The sequence below is a fragment of the Paenibacillus paridis genome, from assembly GCF_006345825.1.
In the GTDB taxonomy this organism is placed as follows: domain Bacteria; phylum Bacillota; class Bacilli; order Paenibacillales; family Paenibacillaceae; genus Pristimantibacillus; species Pristimantibacillus paridis.
In genome coordinates, this window is sequence record NZ_VCIX01000078.1 from 41,559 (window position 1) to 59,581 (window position 18,023).

The following is an 18,023-nucleotide window of genomic DNA, read 5'->3' on the forward strand; positions in this document are numbered from 1 at the left end:
ATTCACGCACACTACTAACTTACTAGGAGAATCCACCATGAGATATTTACTCGCTATATTGGGTTTGCTTATCGTTCTTGGTCTTTCTTACGTCGCCAGCAATAATAGAAAGAACATCCGTTATAAACCATTGCTCATCATGGTTGTCTTGCAGGTCGTATTAGCCTTTACGTTACTAAATACTGCAGCAGGCGCGGTGTTGATCAAAGGTTTCTCCAGTATGTTCGAGAAGCTGCTCGGGTTCGCCCATACCGGAATTGAATTTGTATTTGGCGGCCTATTGAACGAAGGACAGTTCTCGTTCTTCCTAAGCGTTCTGCTGCCCATTGTATTTATTTCGGCGCTTATTGGCATTTTGCAGTATTTGAAGGTGCTGCCGTTCATCGTCAAATATATCGGGCTAGTCTTGAGCAAAATAAATGGAATGGGCAAGCTCGAATCCTATAATGCAGTAGCTTCTGCTATTTTGGGACAATCCGAAGTTTTCATTTCGGTCAAAAAACAGATCGGATTGCTGCCGAAGCAAAGGCTGTACACACTATGCGCTTCTGCGATGTCGACAGTATCCATGTCGATTGTCGGCTCGTACATGCAAATCCTCGATCCTAAATATGTCGTAACCGCGCTGGTCCTTAACCTTTTCGGAGGGTTCATTATCGCTTCCATCCTCAATCCATATAAAGTAGCGGAGGAAGACGATATCTTGCAGGTGCAGGAAGAAGAAAAGCAGACATTCTTCGAAGTGCTGGGCGAATACATTATCGATGGTTTCAAGGTAGCGATTATCGTTGCAGCCATGCTGATTGGTTTCATCGCCTTGATTGCGCTCGTAAATGGGCTCTTCAGCGGAATCTTCGGCATTTCGTTCCAGCAAATTCTCGGGTATATCTTCGCTCCTTTCGCTTTTATTATGGGGGTTCCTTGGAAGGATGCCGTCGATGCAGGGAGCATTATGGCAACAAAAATGGTATCCAACGAGTTCGTCGCCATGCTGGAGCTAGAAAACTATCCGAATCTCTCCGCTCGCGCGGTAGGCATTGTGTCCGTATTCTTGGTTTCTTTCGCCAACTTCTCCTCTATCGGCATTATTTCCGGGGCCGTGAAAGGGCTGCATGAGAAGCAAGGCAATGTGGTAGCCCGCTTCGGGATGAAGCTGCTGTACGGAGCCACGCTGGTCAGCGTTTTGTCTGCCATTATCGCTGGATTGTTTATTAATTAAAGAGAGGAGCATAACCCTGTTGAAAGCATTTCAAAGAATTCATTTGATTGTGATGGACTCCGTAGGCATTGGCCAGTCGCCTGATGCAGCCAGCTTCGGAGATGACAATGTGGATACGCTTGGCCATATTGCGGAAGCACGCGGAGGCCTGAAGATGCCGAATATGGCCGTGCTCGGATTATCCAATATTAAGGAAATACGCGGAGTGCCTGTCGCCGAGAAGCCCCTTGCCTATTATACGAAGATGCAGGAGGCATCGAGCGGCAAAGACACGATGACTGGCCATTGGGAAATCATGGGGCTTCATATTGCCGTTCCGTTTCGCGTATTTCCGGACGGATTTCCAAGCGAATTAATCGCAAGGATTGAAGCCAAAACCGGTCGCAAGGTGATTGGCAACAAGCCCGCCAGCGGAACCGAGATTCTGGACGAGCTGGGCGAAGAGCATATGCGGTCAGGCGCATTGATCGTTTACACCTCTGCCGATTCCGTCCTCCAAATTGCGGCTCACGAAGATATGGTTCCACTGCAGGAGCTATATGCTATTTGTGAGTATTGCAGGGAAATCACCTTGGAGGATCCCTATATGCTTGGACGAATTATCGCCCGTCCCTTCATTGGTACACCGGGGGATTTCAAACGGACATCCAACCGCCATGATTATGCATTGAAACCATTTGCCCGTACGGTTATGAATGAGCTGCAGGACGGCGGCTATGAGGTCATCGCTCTCGGAAAAATTTCCGATATTTATGACGGCGAAGGCGTTACGCAGACGGTACGCACCCAATCCAACGCTGACGGCATGGATCAAATGATCAAAATCATGGATGAATCCTTTACAGGCCTTAGCTTCCTCAACCTGGTTGATTTCGACGCACTCTACGGTCATCGCCGCGATCCTGAAGGGTACGGGCAAGCGTTAGAGGAATACGATGCCCGGTTGCCAGAGGTATTTGCCAAAATGACCGAGCAGGACCTGCTGTTGATTACGGCGGATCATGGCAATGACCCTACTTATCATGGCACGGACCATACCCGTGAATATGTGCCTTTGTTAGCTTACTCGCCGCGCTTCGAACAAGGCGGACATGCCCTGCCCATCAGGAACACCTTCGCGGATATCGGGGCAACGATTGCGGACAATTTCAAAGTGGCAAAGCCTGCCCACGGCATCAGCTTTTTATCAGATTTAAAATAATGTACCCGAAGGAGAATGTTTATGAGTATTCATATTGGTGCCGAACAAGGCCAAATTGCAGATACGATATTATTGCCGGGCGACCCGCTGAGAGCCCAGTATATTGCGGAAACCTATTTGGAGAATGCCATCTGTTATAACCAGGTCAGGGGCATGCTCGGTTTTACGGGTACTTATCAAGGTAAACGCATTTCCGTTCAAGGCACAGGAATGGGCGTCCCCTCCATCAGCATCTATGTCAATGAACTCATTCGTGATTATGGCGTAAAAAATCTTGTGCGCGTAGGCACCTGCGGGGCTATGCAGAACAGCGTGAACGTTCGCGAGGTTATATTAGCGCAAGCGGCTTGTACGGATTCCAGCGTCAACCGCCATGTATTTGGCGGGTATGATTATTCGCCAATAGGCAGCTTCCACTTGCTTAAGGCAGCTTATGAGCGCGGCATAGCGAAAGGCTTAAAGCTCCATGTCGGCAATATTTTTTGCTCCGATTCCTTTTACCGGGATGACAAAGAGATCGTACAGAAACTGATGGATTACGGTGTGTTGGGCGTGGAAATGGAAACAACGGCGCTATACACGCTAGCTGCCAAATATGGGGTGAATGCCTTAACCATATTAACGGTAAGCGACCACCTCTTGACGGGAGAAGAAACGACAGCGGCTGAGCGGCAAAGCACCTTCAACGATATGATGGAAGTCGCTCTCGAAACCGTGATTTCCCTTTAATTTATTTCTAATCAAACCTAAGATGCGAGGAGACACACAAAATGAGAATGGTAGATCTAATTGAGAAAAAGCGGGACGGCGAAGAAATGACGACAGAAGAAATCAACTTTATTATCGAAGGTTATACGAAGGATGAGATACCTGACTATCAAGTCAGCGCCTTAGCTATGGCAATCTTCTTCAAGGATATGACGGAACGCGAACGAGCGGATCTTACGATGGCCATCGTAAATTCCGGCGATACGATCGACCTGTCTGCGATTGAGGGCGTGAAGGTAGACAAGCATTCCACTGGCGGCGTTGGCGATACAACCACGCTCGTGCTCGCACCACTTGTTGCCGCGCTGGATATTCCGGTAGCGAAGATGTCCGGCCGCGGCCTCGGACATACCGGCGGCACCATTGACAAGCTGGAGGCTATTGCAGGATTCCACGTTGAGATTGATAAGGAAGAGTTCGTCCGTTTGGTGAATAAGGACAAAATCGCAGTCATTGGCCAATCCGGCAATCTAACCCCGGCCGATAAGAAATTGTATGCTCTTCGTGACGTGACGGCAACGGTCAATTCGATACCGCTGATCGCCAGCTCGATTATGAGCAAGAAAATTGCGGCTGGCTCGGATGCCATCGTGTTGGATGTGAAGACAGGCGCCGGCGCCTTTATGAAAACCGTTGACGATGCCAAAGAGCTTGCGCACGCGATGGTTAGCATCGGCAATAACGTCGGTCGCAAGACGATGGCTGTCATCTCGGATATGAGTCAGCCGCTCGGCTTTGCCATCGGCAATGCGCTTGAAGTGAAAGAAGCCATCGATACGCTGCAAGGAAAAGGACCTAAGGATTTAGAGGAGCTTTGTCTTGCCTTAGGCAGCCAAATGGTATTCTTGGCGAACAAAGCAAGCTCTCTGGAAGAAGCCGAGGAGCTGCTGAGAGAAGTAATCCAGAACGGCAAGGCGCTGGAGAAATTCAAAGCGTTTATTGCCAATCAAGGCGGCGATCCGACGGTTGTAGACCATCCGGAGAAATTGCCGCAAGCCGCTTATCTCATCGAAGTGCCTGCCAGTGAAGATGGCGTTGTAACGGAAATCATAGCAGATGAGATTGGCACGGCGGCCATGCTGCTTGGCGCAGGGCGGGCAACGAAAGAATCGGAGATCGATCTGGCCGTAGGCCTAATGCTGAATAAAAAAATCGGCGATAAAGTAAAAGCCGGTGATTCACTCGTCACCATTCATTCGAATCGAGACAACGTGGATGACGTTCTTGCCATCATTTACGAAAACATTCGCATTGGCAGCCATGTCGAGCCCCCTGTCCTCGTTTACGGGATTGTCACTGAATAACATACCCATCAGAAACCGAAAGCCTCCTTCGTGAGCGCTTCCGGTTTCTTTGTATCTATTCCTTCGGCAGGATCACCCGATTCGTCACTGGCGAAGACAAAATAACCGATGTATTCACGTTTCCAAATGGCATAAGCCTCTCCACGAGCTCACTCAGCGCATCCATCCCCGTTACTGCCGCTTTCAATATATAGCTGACCGTTCCCGTTACGCGGTGACCTTCCAAAATATCATAATCATTGCTGATTCGTTTCTCGAATTCCGTAGGGGATACCTTTAATTCACTCATCTGAATCATGACCTGTATATTCCTTCCGACCGCGGCTGGCGATACTCGTGCTCCGAATCCCAATATGGCTCCACTCTCCTGCAGTCGCAGCAAACGCTCCGATATGCTAGGACGGCTTAAAGCCATTCGTTTGGATAGCTCGCTAATCGTCATGCGCCCATCCTCCTGCAGCAATTGCAGCAGCGTTCGATCCAATTGATCCATACCCGCTGGCCTCCCTTCAGTTTGCACAATAGATGCCATTATTTTATTCAATGTAACCTAAACTTACATCTATTTCATTCAGTTTATTATATATTCCGATTGCACGGTTTTGTATCCTTAAATTAAGAAAATCAAGCAGGCGGTGCATGCCAAATGATTCGAAAATTGGATAACAAAATGAAGGATATGCTGCGAAAATGGCTTCATATTGCAATAGGCTGCTTTGTTACGGCTGGCGGATTGATGATTCTGAAACACTCCCATATCGTAACCGGAGGAACGGCAGGTCTCTCTTTAAGCTTATCGCCCTTGCTGCATGTCCGATTCCACTATTTGTTCGCCCTGCTCAACCTTCCTTTTTTTATATTTTCCTACTTTTACATGGGTAAATCCTTTACCGTCAACACCATGCTGGCCATCGGGCTTGTCTCCGCATTAAGCGCTCTAGACAGCGCCTTGCCCGCTTTTGCAATTCCATCCCTGATCGGGGCTGTTGTTGGCGGCGCATTTATCGGTGCGGGCATTGCCGTATTGTTCCGAAACGGCGCATCCCTCGGCGGCGCGACGATTCTTGCCATTTATGTCCACCACAGATATGGCATCCATCCGGGCAAAACCAATCTGGCCTTTGACCTGCTCGTTGTAATCACCAGCTTATTCGTCTTTCCGCTGGCAAGCGGTCTGATTTCAGCATTATCCATTGCCGTTACCGCAGGCTTCTTGTCTTTTTATAAGAGAAAAAAGGCAAGTGCTGAACAGGTGAAAAAGGAGCCTCTATCCCGTGCAGCTCCATCTTAAGGAGCCTAGATAGCAACCACAATACTAGCAAACAGCCGCGAGTTCGGATCAATCATCCGAATTCGCGGCTATCATTATGTTTCTTCGTTATTTTGGACTTCCGCCTTGAGGTCTGGCGCCTCCACCTCCGCCGCCAGGCCCACGGCCCGTATTGCCGCCAGTCGTTACTCCCGATTCATTCAACCACGTAACGCTGCTTGAGATTTCAAACGATGTGATTTGCGTTCCGCCTGTATAATTCCCGTCCGTATAGATGCCGTCCGCTGCGCTCCCTGTCGAAGCTCCTCCCGAATAGAGGGTATACGAACCACCACTTTGCAGCTCAGGCGAGCTAATAACGACGGATTGATAATTTTTAGTTGGCGCAAAGGTCATAATGGCGTTGCCATCGCTATCTTGCAAGTGAACCAACGTTCCTGCTTGCTGAGTCTGAGGGAACGTCATGCTGACCGTGAATTGACTGGAGCTGTCAGACGCTGCTTGAGCCATTCCCGAGCTTCCCGCTGCCACTAGCGTTCCACCGCTGAGATCAAAGCTGCCATCGTAATCCAATGCCCCATTGCCGTTGTTCGTTGGGCCATTAACGATAACCGTACCACCCGTCATCACGATGGAACCGTTCGAATCCAGACCATCACCAGCGGCATCCACGCTTACTGTGCCTCCGCTAATGGTAAGCAGATTGCTAGAAGACGCTTGGAACTGGTCTGCGCTTCCGCCGCTCGTTTCATCGCTGCCTCCCGCTACATTAATCCCGTCATCCGAAGCAGCCACATGAGTCTCGCCGCCGGAAATCGTAATGTTTGCCCCTTCAATGCCTTCATAGCTCTTGGTGATATTAATGCTTCCTCCTGCGATCGTCACCAAGGCATCCGCATGGATTCCATCATCACCCGTCGCTATTTCCATATCTCCGCCTATTACCGTAACATTGCTGTTGCTGTGCACGGCATCATCTGCGGAATCAATCGCAAAGCTTCCGCTATTCACGGTGATATCTCCTCCTGCCTTCAGCCCTTTCGTGCTTGCCGTTTCCTCCGTTGCTGTTGTAGTTGAAGCAGCGCCTCTTGGCGAGCCTCCTCCCATCTCCTCCTGCTTCACTACACCATTAGAGCTGCCTCCACCCGTCGTCAAGGTATACGTACCGCCATCCATGACCAAAGCAGTTTCGGCTTGAATCCCGTCATTGCCAGCCTCAATCTGGAAAGTTCCACCGGCAATAGCGATAAACCCTAGTGCTGCCTCGGCATCGTTAGTGGACTTGATTCCGTCTCCCTCTGCCTTAATCGTTAGATCTCCATTTTCAATAGCAATCATGTCCTTGCCTACAATGCCATCATCCGCAGCCTGAATGGCTATGGTTCCTGACACGATTTTTAAGTCATCTTTGCTTGTAATTCCATCATTGTAGCTGGCCACAACCGACAGCTTCCCGGTACCGTTGATCGTCAGATCCGCTTTACTGAATAAAGCCGCACTCGGCTCATCGGTCGCAGCATCCGCAAAGACATAGTCTTTACCGTCCGAAATCGAATTCACCGTACCTTCCTGCAGCGTCATAACTACCTTGTCCGCTTCCTTGATATCGATCGCTGCGCTGTCGTTGTCATGAATCTCTACTCCGTTCAGCACCAGATGGACGACTCCTTCATCTTGTACATTTACCACAATTTGCCCGTCGCTCAGAGTCCCGTTCAGGACATACGTTCCTGCTTCTGTGATGTTCACGGAGCCATTCGCGGTGGCTGCTCCGGAGCCGGTAATCGCGGCACTGGTTCCGTTCATTTTAATCACGGTCGCAGAATCCGCGTTCCAATCCGTAGCGTGATCCTCCTCGTCAAACGTCGCCACGTCAGACACTTTAACGTTAGCGGGAAGTGCGGCTGTAACGGTCTGGCTTTGCGAGCCTACCGTACTTGCCGTGTTTGCAGCGGCTTCTGTCACCTCTGCAGTTGGCGTTGTCTGCGACGCTGCAGTACTGCAAGCTGTTAAAACCACCGTACAGATCAGTAAAATTCCTAACATTCGTCTTATTTTTCCTTTTTTCATATCGCTCATCCTTTCGATTCCAAATGATTTAATAGTCATACGTGGTTGGATTCATCGTTAACGAAATATCTAGGTTTCCATTTCTGCATCGAATGGCGTCCAGGAATTGCTTCTGGTTCGTAATCTCGTCAATCGTCACGGTGTACACCAGTTCATATAAGCTGCCTAGCTCAGTGGTCCGAATTTTCTTAAGCTCATAACCCACTTTAAATTGGGCAAAAACTTCAGCAAATGCTTCCTCATAGCCCAAATTTTCCGGGATGGTCACTTTCAATACTTTTTGCAGCGTTTTTCTAACGCCAAATTTCACTCGGTTAAGCACCACCATCAGCACGCAGAGGATCAGAGTGAACAACACGGCGTAACCGAAGGAACCAACCCCGCAGGCGAGCCCCGCTGCCATGGTGAACAAGACAAAAGTGATATCCTTAGGGTCGCCCGGCGCGCTTCTGAACCGAATAATGGAGAAGGCTCCTGCTAGGCTAAAAGCTCTGGCAATATTGCTGCCGATGAGCAATATGATGATAGCTACAATGACTGGCAGCAGCACCATCGTAAGCGTGAAGCTTTGCGAATACCCATTCGGATTCGTCTTCATATAGGTGTAACTGATCATGCCGCCTAGGACTAGAGACAATAGAATCGTAATGATTGCCGATGTAAAAGTTAATTCCGTTGTAGTTAAGGAGGTGGAAAAAAGTGACTCAAGCATAGAGGACGCTTCCCCTTTCTGCGCTGCTGTTTCTCAGCATTTTTTTGTATTCATTGCCGTATTTCGAGAAGCTAGTGCGATACATCTGATGCTCAGACAGCAGTCTCGACAACCACATGGGAATTGTCTTCTCTGCTTTTACTTCCATCAGCCACTGGCCAGGCTCCAGCAGAGGTTCTCCGTAATTGCCGCTCTCAAGCTTCAAATCATACCGCCGGCATCTGATATTCGTATCAAAGGTAATTCGGAGGTCGCGGCTATTTTTACAAAATAACGCTTTGCGCTCATAACCCAGATATACTTTGGGCTGCAGGTCATACTGTCCAAGAAAGTATGTAATTTCCTGCAGAACCTGATTGTTCATGTAATCCTTAAGTTCTGGCTGGACGCCTGTACGGACAAATTCATAAGCCTCATTCAGCTTCAGTCCCGTCCTTCGTTTGTTAACCAACCCGCATACCTTCTTCTTAATTTCTAGGTATACCTTTGCATCCTGCTGCGGGGTGCCGTAAGCCCTCAAACGAAGCTTTTCCTTGTACTTCGGCTTGGATAGACTGTTGCGAATCAAAGCATCGTGTTCAGTGTCATAATACAAATTAGTGATGGAATAAAATTCATGCTGCTTGTTATAATCGTCCAGCTCCATATATTCCAACAATTGAAGGTAGAAACGGCGGTAGGCCTCGCTGTCCAGCAAATATTTATTCTCATATCGGTTGAATACCTCAATAGCCATAGGGTTCAAGTCCTCTCTATTTGATTTCGCTTGTAATGGCGGTTGTGATCTCGTGTGCTATAGTTGTATCTTAGTCCCCAAACCTTTAGTGAAACTTAAATCCATTTACAAATGCTCAACTTTTTTGCTGGCCGGACAAGCTTCGTTTTTCCCTTTCATTATTAAGGTTGACTAAAGGTAATCCTGATATAATTACCTCATTAAATACAGAACTCATATAGAGGATGACAGACCATGAGAATCTTAATCGTAGAAGATGAGCTTCATCTTGCAGAAGCCTTAACCCAAATATTAAAGAAGCAGCATTACGCCGTTGACGCTGTCCATGACGGCAGAACGGGCTTGGATTATGCATTGAGCGGGATTTATGATTTGCTGCTGCTGGATATTATGATGCCTGAAATGGATGGGATCAGCGTATTGACCAAGCTCCGCAAAGAAGGCGTCTCCACTCCCGTTATTCTGCTAACAGCAAAAGGAGAAATTTCAGATATGGTCGCAGGCCTGGACTATGGAGCCGACGACTATATCGCTAAGCCTTTTTCATCCGAGGAGCTGCTTGCCAGAATAAGAGCGGCGCTGCGGCGCAAAGGAGAGGTAGTGCCGGAGGATGCGTTAACGTTCGGAGACATCGAATTGAATACGACGAATCTAAAGCTCACCGTCAAAGGGAAAGAAATGAAGCTCAATTTAAAGGAAAGCGCCTTACTGGAGCTGCTGATCGTTCGGAAACAAGCCGTGACTTCCAAGGAACAAATTATCGAGAAGCTATGGGGGTTTGATTCCGAAGCGGAGCATAACAACGTGGAGGTGTACATTTCTTTTTTGAGAAAAAAATTCACATTCCTGCACTCGACGGTGCGCATTAACACGATCCGAAACGTAGGGTATGTATTAGAGGTGACAGCCTAATGTTTACGAAGCTCCGAAATCGATTTCTCATAGTTAACCTGATTATTATCTCCATCGTCATGCTTGTCGCCTTCGCTTCCATTTACGTCATTACTTACCGAAATGTGCGAAGCGATATCAACATGGAGCTCTTCCGGATATCGGAGTCTTATCAGAAGCCACCCGGGAATTCGGACCATTCGCCTTCCCGTTCAGAGGGGGCCTCTTCTTCAACAGCCATGGATAATGATAAAGGACCTATGGATAAAGAAGAGAGGTATAACCGGAATTCGCCGCCTGAGCGCTCCGTTTCCTTTATGCTTCAAACCGACGAAGCGCATACTCTGACTGCAACTGCCTCGCAATTTGTGATGGATACCGAATTTTATGAGGAGGCGCTGGAGGAAGCTGTGGCAGTGAATAAAGACACGGGACAATTTAAGCTCGATGGCAGCCATTGGACGTTTAATATGAAGCCTACCAATGATGGCTATATGCTTGTCTTCCTGGATATCACCGCCCAGCAAGAGATTTTGACTAATTTGATCTATACCTTCTCCGTAGTGGGATTGGTCATGCTTCTGATCCTCTTCTTCACCAGCCGCTTCTTCGCCAATCAGTCGATCAGGCCGGTTAAAGAGGCTTTCGATAAGCAGAAGCAGTTCATTGCTGACGCTTCCCATGAAATGAAAACGCCGCTTACCATTATTAATACCAATGCGGATGTCTTGTTATCCAATAGCGAGGACACGATTCACAATCAATCCAAGTGGCTGCACTACATTAAATCAGAAACGGAAAGAATGACAAGACTAACTAATGACCTTTTGTATTTAACGGAAATGGATGATTCCAGAGCAAGCATGGTCTACTCGAAGTTCAATCTGAGCGAAGCGGTTGAAACGATTATTTTGACGATGGAGGCCGTTATCTTTGAGAAAAATGTGGCGCTGGACTATGAGATCGAGCCTAATCTGACGGTACATGGCAGCAACGAGCAAATTAAGCAAGTGGTTATGATTTTGCTGGACAATGCGGTTAAATATACGAACTCCAAGGGCACGGTCACCCTTGCGCTTAAGAAACAGCAGAACGATGTGGTGCTTTCAGTGAGCAACACTGGTGAGGGGATTGCCGCCGAGCATCTAACTCGGATCTTTGACCGCTTCTACCGTACCGATACTTCCCGTGCGCGCAAGCAAGGCGGTTACGGCCTTGGCCTGGCGATTGCCAAATCCATAATCGAACAGCATAAAGGGAAGATTTACGCGACAAGCACGGTTGGCCAATCGACTACGTTTTTTGTGTATCTTTCTTGAGAAAAGAAAGGCGATCCTGCGCAGGATCGCCTTTTCTCTTTCTATTATGCATTTATAACAAACGTTTTCCCTGCTTATTTGCCCAGAAAGCTCTCAACGATAAACTCCAATTGCGCTTCCAAAGAAATGGGATCGTTGAAGTAAGACCCTTTGGCATCAATAAAATATACCTGATTATTTTTTACCGCGGGCAGCGATTCCCACAGCTTGCTTCCGTAAACGACATCCGGATTTCCGTCATCCCATCCCCAGTTGCTCGTGAAAATGTAGTCGCCGGCATATTCGGGCAATAGCTCAAGCGTCAAGGCCGCTCCAAATTCCTCGCCGTCAATCAGTTTTTCCTGAATTATCGGTGGCGCCTTAAGCCCAAGGTCTCCATGAATGATTTCTCCGCCTCTGCCGCCCTTATTGCCAATTAACGGCATCAAGGGCAGATTTCATACGAAGCATGGGCAAATCCAGTACGGGCCCGTCATCCTTATGTCTGGATCTGAACTGTGCTGGCGGCATGCCGTAGCTTTTCTTAAAGCGGAAATAAAAGAAGAAACGGATTCGCCATCCTCTTCAAGAGGAAAGTGTCCGTTTCTGCTTTATCGCGTAAACCATTTAAATCCTTCTATTTTGAAAAAAAAGGCTGCACCTGTCCGCCTTACGGCAGCCTGTCACAGCCTTCCCCTTGTTCCGTCGATTCATCATAACAGCAGGCTATCCGCCATTAATTTGAAGAACCGGCCGTCTTGAAGCGGTCGTGTTTTCCTTCGAGGCAAGCTCTGCTCCAACATCCTCCGTTAAGCCCACGATTCTAAACGAAATCACGCTGCCAGAGAAGTTCTTTACGAATGAGGTGACGTCCAAATAAATATAGCTGCCTGCGGCACTGGCTGTATCGGAGCCTTGAGAGGTCCCAGCTTCAGTTGGCCGATTAGAGTACTTCAGGGTAGATTCGGTCCAAGCCTGATTATTAATGCCAAAAGCCCTAATAGGAACACTCGTGGAATTGCTATGCAAGCTATTCACATACAACTTGATTTTCGCTGAATTGATAGTGCCCGTTACGGTCGATTTATTAAATTTCAGATACGCCTCACGTGCATACGACGCATCGCTGTCTCTTTTCTTAATCGTTAACGTCGTCTGTGATCCATAATTATCCGAGCCGTACGTACCGCCACGAACAAAGCTGTCCTCTATGACTTGAAGGGTAGCGCCAGGCACAACAGGGCCACTGCTTCCCGGCTTCCACCAGTTGCCCGAAATGTAGAGCATATTCAACAGGTTAAAGGTATCTTCAAAATAACCGGCTTTTGCATTTTTCATCCAATCCCATCCTGCATTCACCCACGCCTGGTGGCTCGTGCTCGTCGTGGCGGCCGAGATAAGCGGTGACGTAAAGACGGCGGAGCTGTAGGAATTGATCGCATTCCCGCTTAACGTATAGCCCGCTACAATGGAAGAGGGCGATCCGTTTGTCTTGCCTTTAATCCACACCGCCATTTTGTCAGCGATTGTTTTGCCTCTGGCATCGCCATAAAGCGCATAATCCATTACGATGCGCAGCGGAACCCGCGATGCATTGTAGAAATATTGATTCGTTTCTTTGAATTCATCCAAATACCACTCCGGGGCCGGCTTAGCCGGGTTATCTACAATAAAGTCGGAGATTAGTCCCGTTGTAGCAGCATAGCTATTGCTAACCTGAGAGTAAGCTGTATACAAGCTATTAATGACGTTAATCCAGGTCTGATCGCCAGTCACATCATAAAAAGCTCGTAAATGACTAAGCATCCAGTCCGATGGCCTTGAATTTAGCGCGCTCTTCGAATCCCAGTCTCCCAGATTCAAGCGATTGCTATTTGTAACATTGCTTTGCTTTATCGCGTTAATCATCGCTGTAGCTTCGGAGAGATAATTAATGGTGCCGCTTGATCCCCATTGATTGTGGGCTAATATCAACGAGTAGGCAATGTCCAAATCCCCATCCGTCGCAGAGCTGAAATTACCTTGCGCATTCACATGATCGGCTACGACCCAGCCCATCAGCCCGCTATTGATTGAGCTCTTGAATGCACGGGCCGTCTTAAATAAGCCGTTGTATATCGTCTGTGCATTAGCGTCATGACCGGCCATTAATGCCGTGATGACCATTCCGTAGCCTTGTCCTTCAGATGTTCCTAGCGGCGTAAAACCGCCAGCGCTGCCCGTAATTTCACCCTTCACATAATAGCCCCCGGGAAGCGAAGCCAGATTATTTTTCAGGTACTTGCCTTTCCAGTAGTCGTAATAAGAAGACACCGAAGCATTCATGGACGACTGCGTGACATGGTTAGGCTTGATAATTCCGGCATAGCTCACCTGCTGTGGAAAAGGTTTTGCTTCTCCCGCTGCACTGGCCGTTTCCACAAACGAAGTGGATACCTGGGACAGGCTTAACAGCATCACTGCGGCAAGACCAATGGCAAAAGCTTTTTTGCACGTACGGATGGTTCGATTAAAATGCATGAACATTAAAATTCCTCCCTTAATAGTATAAGCGCTTTAACTTTTAAAGCAAGGTAGGGTTCGTTCATATCTGTCGGGACGCGCTTCACGGTGATTTTATCACATAATTTTCTATTTTAATACCTCTTTTTTTAATAATCTACTTTCTTCCTATTCGAACCTATTGCTCATTCGATAATAAAGTTTAATCGCTTATATATTTAGGTGTGGTTATGACTGGTTATTTATATTGAAGGCTTGAAAGTGGATTTTCACCTCAGCTAGCGCCAATAAAGCCAAGTCGTTTTTTTTCGCATGTGTTTTATTTAGATGGAATTTCTCCCTCTAAAACAAGAAATAAGGCGTCTTTAGGGATTTAGATGGAATTCCCCCCTCTAATCCCCTACCATTCCGGATATCCCAACAAAAATGGCTGTATTAACGGGAAAATTTCCATCTATATAGGAGTAATCCGTTGATTATTACTATTTTAACGGGAGCCATTCCAGTTAAATCATCAACCGTGGAACACAGGGCAATGTGCCAAATGCGAAGTCATACTCTCTCTAGCGACCAAAGGCCGAAAACATCTCATTTGAGATAGGCATAACTCAAAAAAGCATCCAGCAAAAGGTCTCATAAGATACCGATTGCTGGACGCCTTTTTTGGTGCAAAATGTTGTGGCTACTTTGTTTTCTTACGAATTTGCTTATCGCGATTCTCGCCCCATTCTTTGGCTTGGGAAGTCGCAATCGCAATTGCCCGTCCCTCTTCATAACCGTCCTCGAGCAATGCGTTGGCAATGTCGATCGCTTTGTTGCGAACGGGAGCCATAAAGTTTTTGAGAGAGTCCGGGTAATCCTCTTTCGTCCACGGCATTGTGCAGCCCTCCTCTCGGTATTGGGTCACAAGCGGCTATTGCTTTTACCGCCTGCATTTCCTAACAACTTATACCCATAACGTGTGGAAGGTCAAACAGACATTTAGCAATTATCAAGTACTGACTAAGGAATAAGAAGTTAGTTTAACTCTACTTTTGCAGTGCCAAAATCGATGAAGGCTAATGTAACTACAGGCTTTTTAGGATATTAAATAAATGTCTTACAAAATAGAAAAAGCACCACAGAGTTTCACTAAGCAAAAGTGCGAAATACGGCGGGTGCGTTTAATTATTTTAAGCATGAGAAAATGAAAAAAGGCGTTACCCAAAGTAATTGGATAACGCCTTATCAAACAGGATAGCTTCTTAGGTATTATGGCATTGGGAGATAAGGAGGAAAGTTAGGACCACACGCTATCGGATTTATGCTGCACGATGGAAATGGTATTTCTGGTTCCTCTTCCAGCAATGAAGCAGTAGACTGGAACGTATATCCGACTACTTTACCTTCGCTATCTACAGCTGCAAGCGCGAGGAAGCTTGGATGTTCATAATAAGTTCCATGGACGGCTACTTCTCCTCCGAATATCGCACCAACTGGAGGAATTCCGGCTATTAAATCGTTACCGGATTTAACTTCCCATGCAACCGCGCTAGGAAACTCAATGTTTGGAAGTACACCAAGGCTCAAAACGCCACCTGGTAAATGCTCGTCTTTTGTGAAATTAAATAGTGGGGTTGTCACTGTCCTTGGCCCCTCCAAATAGATGTTGCTAAACTTCAGAATAATTCCGTCACTGTTCACTTCGTACAAACCGAGGTAATGAGTAATCGTAATATCTGAGATATCTTCACCGACACTGTAATCGTTCAAAGCGTCTATTGTAGAAACGTTCGTTCCGACGAGTGGAGCGGAAATTGGATTAACACTCCTCGCAAATTTCAAGCTGTTATTCTGGTTAAGATCATAAGTAATCGCAACCGCATTCAAATTGGAACCTACTTTAAGTTCATAAGTAAGCGAAGACACCGTAGGCGTCGATGTAGGTGATGGCGATTGCGTTGGCACTTGTGTCGGCGCTTGTGTTGGCACTTGTGTTGGCACTTGTGTTGGCACTTGTGTTGGCACTTGTGTTGGCACTTGTGTTGGCACTTGTGTTGGCACCGGTGTAGGTACAGGCGTAGCCGTTGGAGTCGGCGAAGGTAGGGAGGCAACGAATTGTTGTTTAGCCTCGTAAGCACCGGTCACCAATAAGTCTCTTGTAGCACCTGTAGAGCCGCCGAATGTACCGTCTACATTGTTATTCATGATCTTGAGCTGCAACGCTAGTTCGACATAACCTTTGGCCCAGTCGGATACTGTATTGTCAGTAACGCCAGGCTTTGATTCGGCTTCATCGCGTTTACCAAGACCTCGAACGAGAAATGTGGCCAGTTGCTCCTTGCTCACTTTGCCGGCTGGATTAAAGGTGCTATCGCTAACTCCATCCGTGATTCCTGAGTTTTTAAGCGCCTCAATATAAGGCAATGCATAACCGTTAGCGGAATCGTCCAACTTTACGTCTTTAAAGCTAGACTCCTTCAGGTTTTTATCGACATCCAATTGGTAGATCAACGCAGCCACTTTTGCAAATTGAGCGCGATTCATCTCTTCTTTCAAACCAAATTTATTTTCGCCGACGCCGTCAAAGATTCCAGCACTGATCAACGCATCGAACTTAGCTTTGGTGGCTGCATCCAGGTCTTTCAGGTCGGTAAAGTCTGCGGATGTTTTGGCCTGTGCAGGGACTTGTGTGAATACGAGCACAGAAGAGCTAAACAAAGCCACGAGACTCATAATGATCCATGTCTTCTTCATAATCAAACTCCTATCCTTATGTAATAGTTGCCAAACGTAGTTCTATTGTAGCAAAAGGCTAATAAACAAGAATGATGAAATTTGCAGGTAGAAAACCTAGAAAATGCTTGATAGACAAGGGTTGTAAAGAATCATTCTATTAAAATACCAGAATTTTCAATTTGTAAAATAAACTATTTATTGTCTTTTTTTCATATTAAACACGATTATAGACCTATCTCTTTAAATGCATGATCCGCTTAATCTCATCACCAGGTTCTTCCCGGTATTCGCGGCGTAACATTCGTTTAAGCACATCGTATTGTTTTAAGGCAGCGAGACGATCGTGATCGTCCAGATGCGCTCGAATCAGCAAGTTGTGCAAGGTTTCGTTCCATGGTATTTGTTTGATCGCTTTTTTGAGTAGTTTGATCGAGGCAGAGTATTTCCCTTCTTCCATATAGTAATGGTTCATTCCAATTATGAGCTCAAGATACTTGTTCTCAAATGATGCTCGACGCTGCTCGGTCCAGCTGTAATCCTTGTTCGCCAGGTAGCCTCCGGTATACAGCTTAGCGGCATCCTCGCATCCTTTAATGTTACCGAAATGAATGGTTTTACAGGTAGGCATCCAACGTTCAAAGGTAAGCGAGTCGACATCGAAGGCCTCCACCCGAATGCGATACATCCCCTTGTGATGCTGCAAAATATCGGATAATCCGATGTTTGTTAAATTGTTGCGTAGATAATGCGCCGTCGTATTGAAATAGGCAGGAGTTTTTGCGGCATCATCTCCCCACAGAGCGTCCATGATTCGAGAACGGTCTACAGCCTCTCCACGGTGGTGGACAAGATACGCCATTAGCTCTTGCGCTTTGGACGTACGCCATTTCAAAGCTTCTCCGCTCGGAGATAGCAGCATAAACCGTCCGAAGCATTGAATTCTGGCTTGTATAACGTTCATCCACAGTCCTCCTGGACCTTCTATTTCGTCTCATTAGTTCCACTACAATATCCTCCATAAGTGTAGCATCGCGAAATCATCTCGCCAAGTGAAAATATGCGTTCTTTCGACACAATCAGCGTCCCTATTAGCACAATATTCGACCTTAGCCAGGTGAACCGGCTATCGCCATCCTCTGCAAGAGACGGCGCCAGGCGAAACCCGTTTTTTGATGAAAAATCAGAAAGAAAACGAATGTAAACAGATAGAAACAATATGGGAATTAAATTCTAAACCTTATTATTTAAAGCTATTTTTGCGGTTTCATATTAAACCTGACTAAACAGATGGAATGAAAAGCATAATCATACATCCAGTTTTAACGGAATAATCG

16 protein-coding genes and 1 pseudogene are annotated in these 18,023 nt (G+C 46.9%); 7 read left to right on the forward strand and 10 right to left on the reverse strand.

Going from position 1 to position 18,023, the window contains the following annotated elements:
* The first annotated feature begins 37 nt into the window (after positions 1 to 37).
* Genes FJQ58_RS08345 through FJQ58_RS08360 form a run of 4 tightly spaced genes read left to right on the forward strand, consistent with a single transcriptional unit; the run spans position 38 to position 4,492 of the window.
* Positions 38 to 1,219 carry a NupC/NupG family nucleoside CNT transporter gene (locus FJQ58_RS08345; protein WP_139992234.1) on the forward strand — a complete coding sequence of 394 codons (1,182 nt, stop codon included), beginning with the start codon at positions 38 to 40 and terminating at the stop codon, positions 1,217 to 1,219.
* A gap of 19 nt (positions 1,220 to 1,238) precedes the next feature.
* Positions 1,239 to 2,420: a phosphopentomutase gene (gene deoB / locus FJQ58_RS08350; RefSeq protein ID WP_139992236.1), complete on the forward strand. Its 1,182-nt coding sequence runs from the start codon at positions 1,239 to 1,241 to the stop codon at positions 2,418 to 2,420.
* Positions 2,421 to 2,441: 21 nt separating this feature from the next.
* Complete coding sequence (gene deoD / locus FJQ58_RS08355; protein WP_139992238.1) at positions 2,442 to 3,149, forward strand: purine-nucleoside phosphorylase; 708 nt, start codon at positions 2,442 to 2,444, stop codon at positions 3,147 to 3,149.
* Between the two features lie 41 nt (positions 3,150 to 3,190).
* Positions 3,191 to 4,492: a pyrimidine-nucleoside phosphorylase gene (locus tag FJQ58_RS08360; protein WP_139992240.1), complete on the forward strand. Its 1,302-nt coding sequence runs from the start codon at positions 3,191 to 3,193 to the stop codon at positions 4,490 to 4,492.
* A 55-nt stretch (positions 4,493 to 4,547) separates the two neighbouring features.
* Here the strand turns inward: FJQ58_RS08360 and FJQ58_RS08365 are convergent, their stop codons facing one another.
* The gene (locus tag FJQ58_RS08365) at positions 4,548 to 4,985 is read right to left on the reverse strand and encodes an Lrp/AsnC family transcriptional regulator (protein WP_139992242.1); all 438 of its coding nucleotides are present in this window, start codon (positions 4,983 to 4,985) and stop codon (positions 4,548 to 4,550) included.
* 153 nt (positions 4,986 to 5,138) lie between these two features.
* On the opposite strand from FJQ58_RS08365, the gene FJQ58_RS08370 reads away from it, so the two are divergent.
* The gene (locus tag FJQ58_RS08370) at positions 5,139 to 5,783 is read left to right on the forward strand and encodes a YitT family protein (RefSeq protein WP_139992244.1); all 645 of its coding nucleotides are present in this window, start codon (positions 5,139 to 5,141) and stop codon (positions 5,781 to 5,783) included.
* 87 nt (positions 5,784 to 5,870) lie between these two features.
* On the opposite strand, the gene FJQ58_RS08375 is transcribed toward FJQ58_RS08370, so the two are convergent.
* Genes FJQ58_RS08375 through FJQ58_RS08385 form a run of 3 tightly spaced genes read right to left on the reverse strand, consistent with a single transcriptional unit; the run spans position 5,871 to position 9,280 of the window.
* Entirely contained in the window at positions 5,871 to 7,832 is a 1,962-nt protein-coding gene (locus tag FJQ58_RS08375; RefSeq protein WP_139992246.1) for a carbohydrate-binding domain-containing protein, read from the reverse strand.
* Positions 7,833 to 7,860: 28 nt separating this feature from the next.
* Positions 7,861 to 8,544: a DUF4956 domain-containing protein gene (locus FJQ58_RS08380; protein WP_139992248.1), complete on the reverse strand. Its 684-nt coding sequence runs from the start codon at positions 8,542 to 8,544 to the stop codon at positions 7,861 to 7,863.
* A complete protein-coding gene (locus FJQ58_RS08385) occupies positions 8,537 to 9,280 on the reverse strand; it encodes a polyphosphate polymerase domain-containing protein (protein ID WP_139992250.1) in 744 nt (247 codons plus the stop codon). The genes FJQ58_RS08380 and FJQ58_RS08385 overlap by 8 nt, the downstream gene beginning before the upstream one ends.
* A gap of 234 nt (positions 9,281 to 9,514) precedes the next feature.
* Here FJQ58_RS08385 and FJQ58_RS08390 point away from each other — a divergent pair, with 234 nt between their 5' ends.
* Together FJQ58_RS08390 and FJQ58_RS08395 are read left to right on the forward strand one after the other, a co-directional pair.
* The gene (locus tag FJQ58_RS08390; RefSeq protein WP_139992252.1) at positions 9,515 to 10,192 is read left to right on the forward strand and encodes a response regulator transcription factor; all 678 of its coding nucleotides are present in this window, start codon (positions 9,515 to 9,517) and stop codon (positions 10,190 to 10,192) included.
* The gene (locus tag FJQ58_RS08395; RefSeq protein WP_139992254.1) at positions 10,192 to 11,490 is read left to right on the forward strand and encodes a sensor histidine kinase; all 1,299 of its coding nucleotides are present in this window, start codon (positions 10,192 to 10,194) and stop codon (positions 11,488 to 11,490) included. Before FJQ58_RS08390 ends, FJQ58_RS08395 begins: the two co-directional genes overlap by 1 nt.
* A 74-nt stretch (positions 11,491 to 11,564) precedes the next feature.
* Here FJQ58_RS08395 and FJQ58_RS08400 read toward each other — a convergent pair whose 3' ends face one another.
* From FJQ58_RS08400 to FJQ58_RS08420, 6 genes and pseudogenes are all read right to left on the reverse strand, one after another.
* The gene (locus FJQ58_RS08400; RefSeq protein ID WP_139992344.1) at positions 11,565 to 11,915 is read right to left on the reverse strand and encodes an ABC transporter substrate-binding protein; all 351 of its coding nucleotides are present in this window, start codon (positions 11,913 to 11,915) and stop codon (positions 11,565 to 11,567) included.
* Between the two features lie 280 nt (positions 11,916 to 12,195).
* Positions 12,196 to 12,705, reverse strand: coding sequence for a CBM96 family carbohydrate-binding protein (locus FJQ58_RS32870; protein WP_238403912.1), 510 nt, complete (start codon positions 12,703 to 12,705; stop codon positions 12,196 to 12,198).
* 18 nt (positions 12,706 to 12,723) lie between these two features.
* Positions 12,724 to 13,989 (reverse strand): annotated as a pseudogene (locus FJQ58_RS08405) (family 8 glycosyl hydrolase); the annotation flags it as partial.
* 664 nt (positions 13,990 to 14,653) lie between these two features.
* Positions 14,654 to 14,848 carry a DUF2188 domain-containing protein gene (locus FJQ58_RS08410; RefSeq protein ID WP_139992256.1) on the reverse strand — a complete coding sequence of 65 codons (195 nt, stop codon included), beginning with the start codon at positions 14,846 to 14,848 and terminating at the stop codon, positions 14,654 to 14,656.
* A gap of 374 nt (positions 14,849 to 15,222) precedes the next feature.
* A complete protein-coding gene (locus FJQ58_RS32280) occupies positions 15,223 to 16,707 on the reverse strand; it encodes an S-layer homology domain-containing protein (protein ID WP_162341389.1) in 1,485 nt (494 codons plus the stop codon).
* A 214-nt stretch (positions 16,708 to 16,921) separates the two neighbouring features.
* Positions 16,922 to 17,650 (reverse strand): AfsR/SARP family transcriptional regulator, encoded by a 729-nt coding sequence (locus tag FJQ58_RS08420; RefSeq protein WP_139992258.1) that lies wholly within the window; start codon positions 17,648 to 17,650, stop codon positions 16,922 to 16,924.
* Positions 17,651 to 18,023: the final 373 nt, after the last annotated feature.

Bases quoted from the DNA above. Each gene is read 5' to 3' on its own strand.
- FJQ58_RS08345 (WP_139992234.1), top strand. From the start codon at position 38: ATGAGATATTTACTCGCTATATTGGGTTTGCTTATCGTTCTTGGTCTT.
- deoD (WP_139992238.1), top strand. From the start codon at position 2,442: ATGAGTATTCATATTGGTGCCGAACAAGGCCAAATTGCAGATACGATA.
- FJQ58_RS08360 (WP_139992240.1), top strand. From the start codon at position 3,191: ATGAGAATGGTAGATCTAATTGAGAAAAAGCGGGACGGCGAAGAAATG.
- FJQ58_RS08365 (WP_139992242.1), bottom strand. From the start codon at position 4,985: ATGGATCAATTGGATCGAACGCTGCTGCAATTGCTGCAGGAGGATGGG.
- FJQ58_RS08370 (WP_139992244.1), top strand. From the start codon at position 5,139: ATGATTCGAAAATTGGATAACAAAATGAAGGATATGCTGCGAAAATGG.
- FJQ58_RS08375 (WP_139992246.1), bottom strand. From the start codon at position 7,832: ATGAAAAAAGGAAAAATAAGACGAATGTTAGGAATTTTACTGATCTGT.
- FJQ58_RS08380 (WP_139992248.1), bottom strand. From the start codon at position 8,544: ATGCTTGAGTCACTTTTTTCCACCTCCTTAACTACAACGGAATTAACT.
- FJQ58_RS08385 (WP_139992250.1), bottom strand. From the start codon at position 9,280: ATGGCTATTGAGGTATTCAACCGATATGAGAATAAATATTTGCTGGAC.
- FJQ58_RS08390 (WP_139992252.1), top strand. From the start codon at position 9,515: ATGAGAATCTTAATCGTAGAAGATGAGCTTCATCTTGCAGAAGCCTTA.
- FJQ58_RS08395 (WP_139992254.1), top strand. From the start codon at position 10,192: ATGTTTACGAAGCTCCGAAATCGATTTCTCATAGTTAACCTGATTATT.
- FJQ58_RS08400 (WP_139992344.1), bottom strand. From the start codon at position 11,915: ATGCCGTTAATTGGCAATAAGGGCGGCAGAGGCGGAGAAATCATTCAT.
- FJQ58_RS08410 (WP_139992256.1), bottom strand. From the start codon at position 14,848: ATGCCGTGGACGAAAGAGGATTACCCGGACTCTCTCAAAAACTTTATG.
- FJQ58_RS32280 (WP_162341389.1), bottom strand. From the start codon at position 16,707: ATGAAGAAGACATGGATCATTATGAGTCTCGTGGCTTTGTTTAGCTCT.
- FJQ58_RS08420 (WP_139992258.1), bottom strand. From the start codon at position 17,650: ATGAACGTTATACAAGCCAGAATTCAATGCTTCGGACGGTTTATGCTG.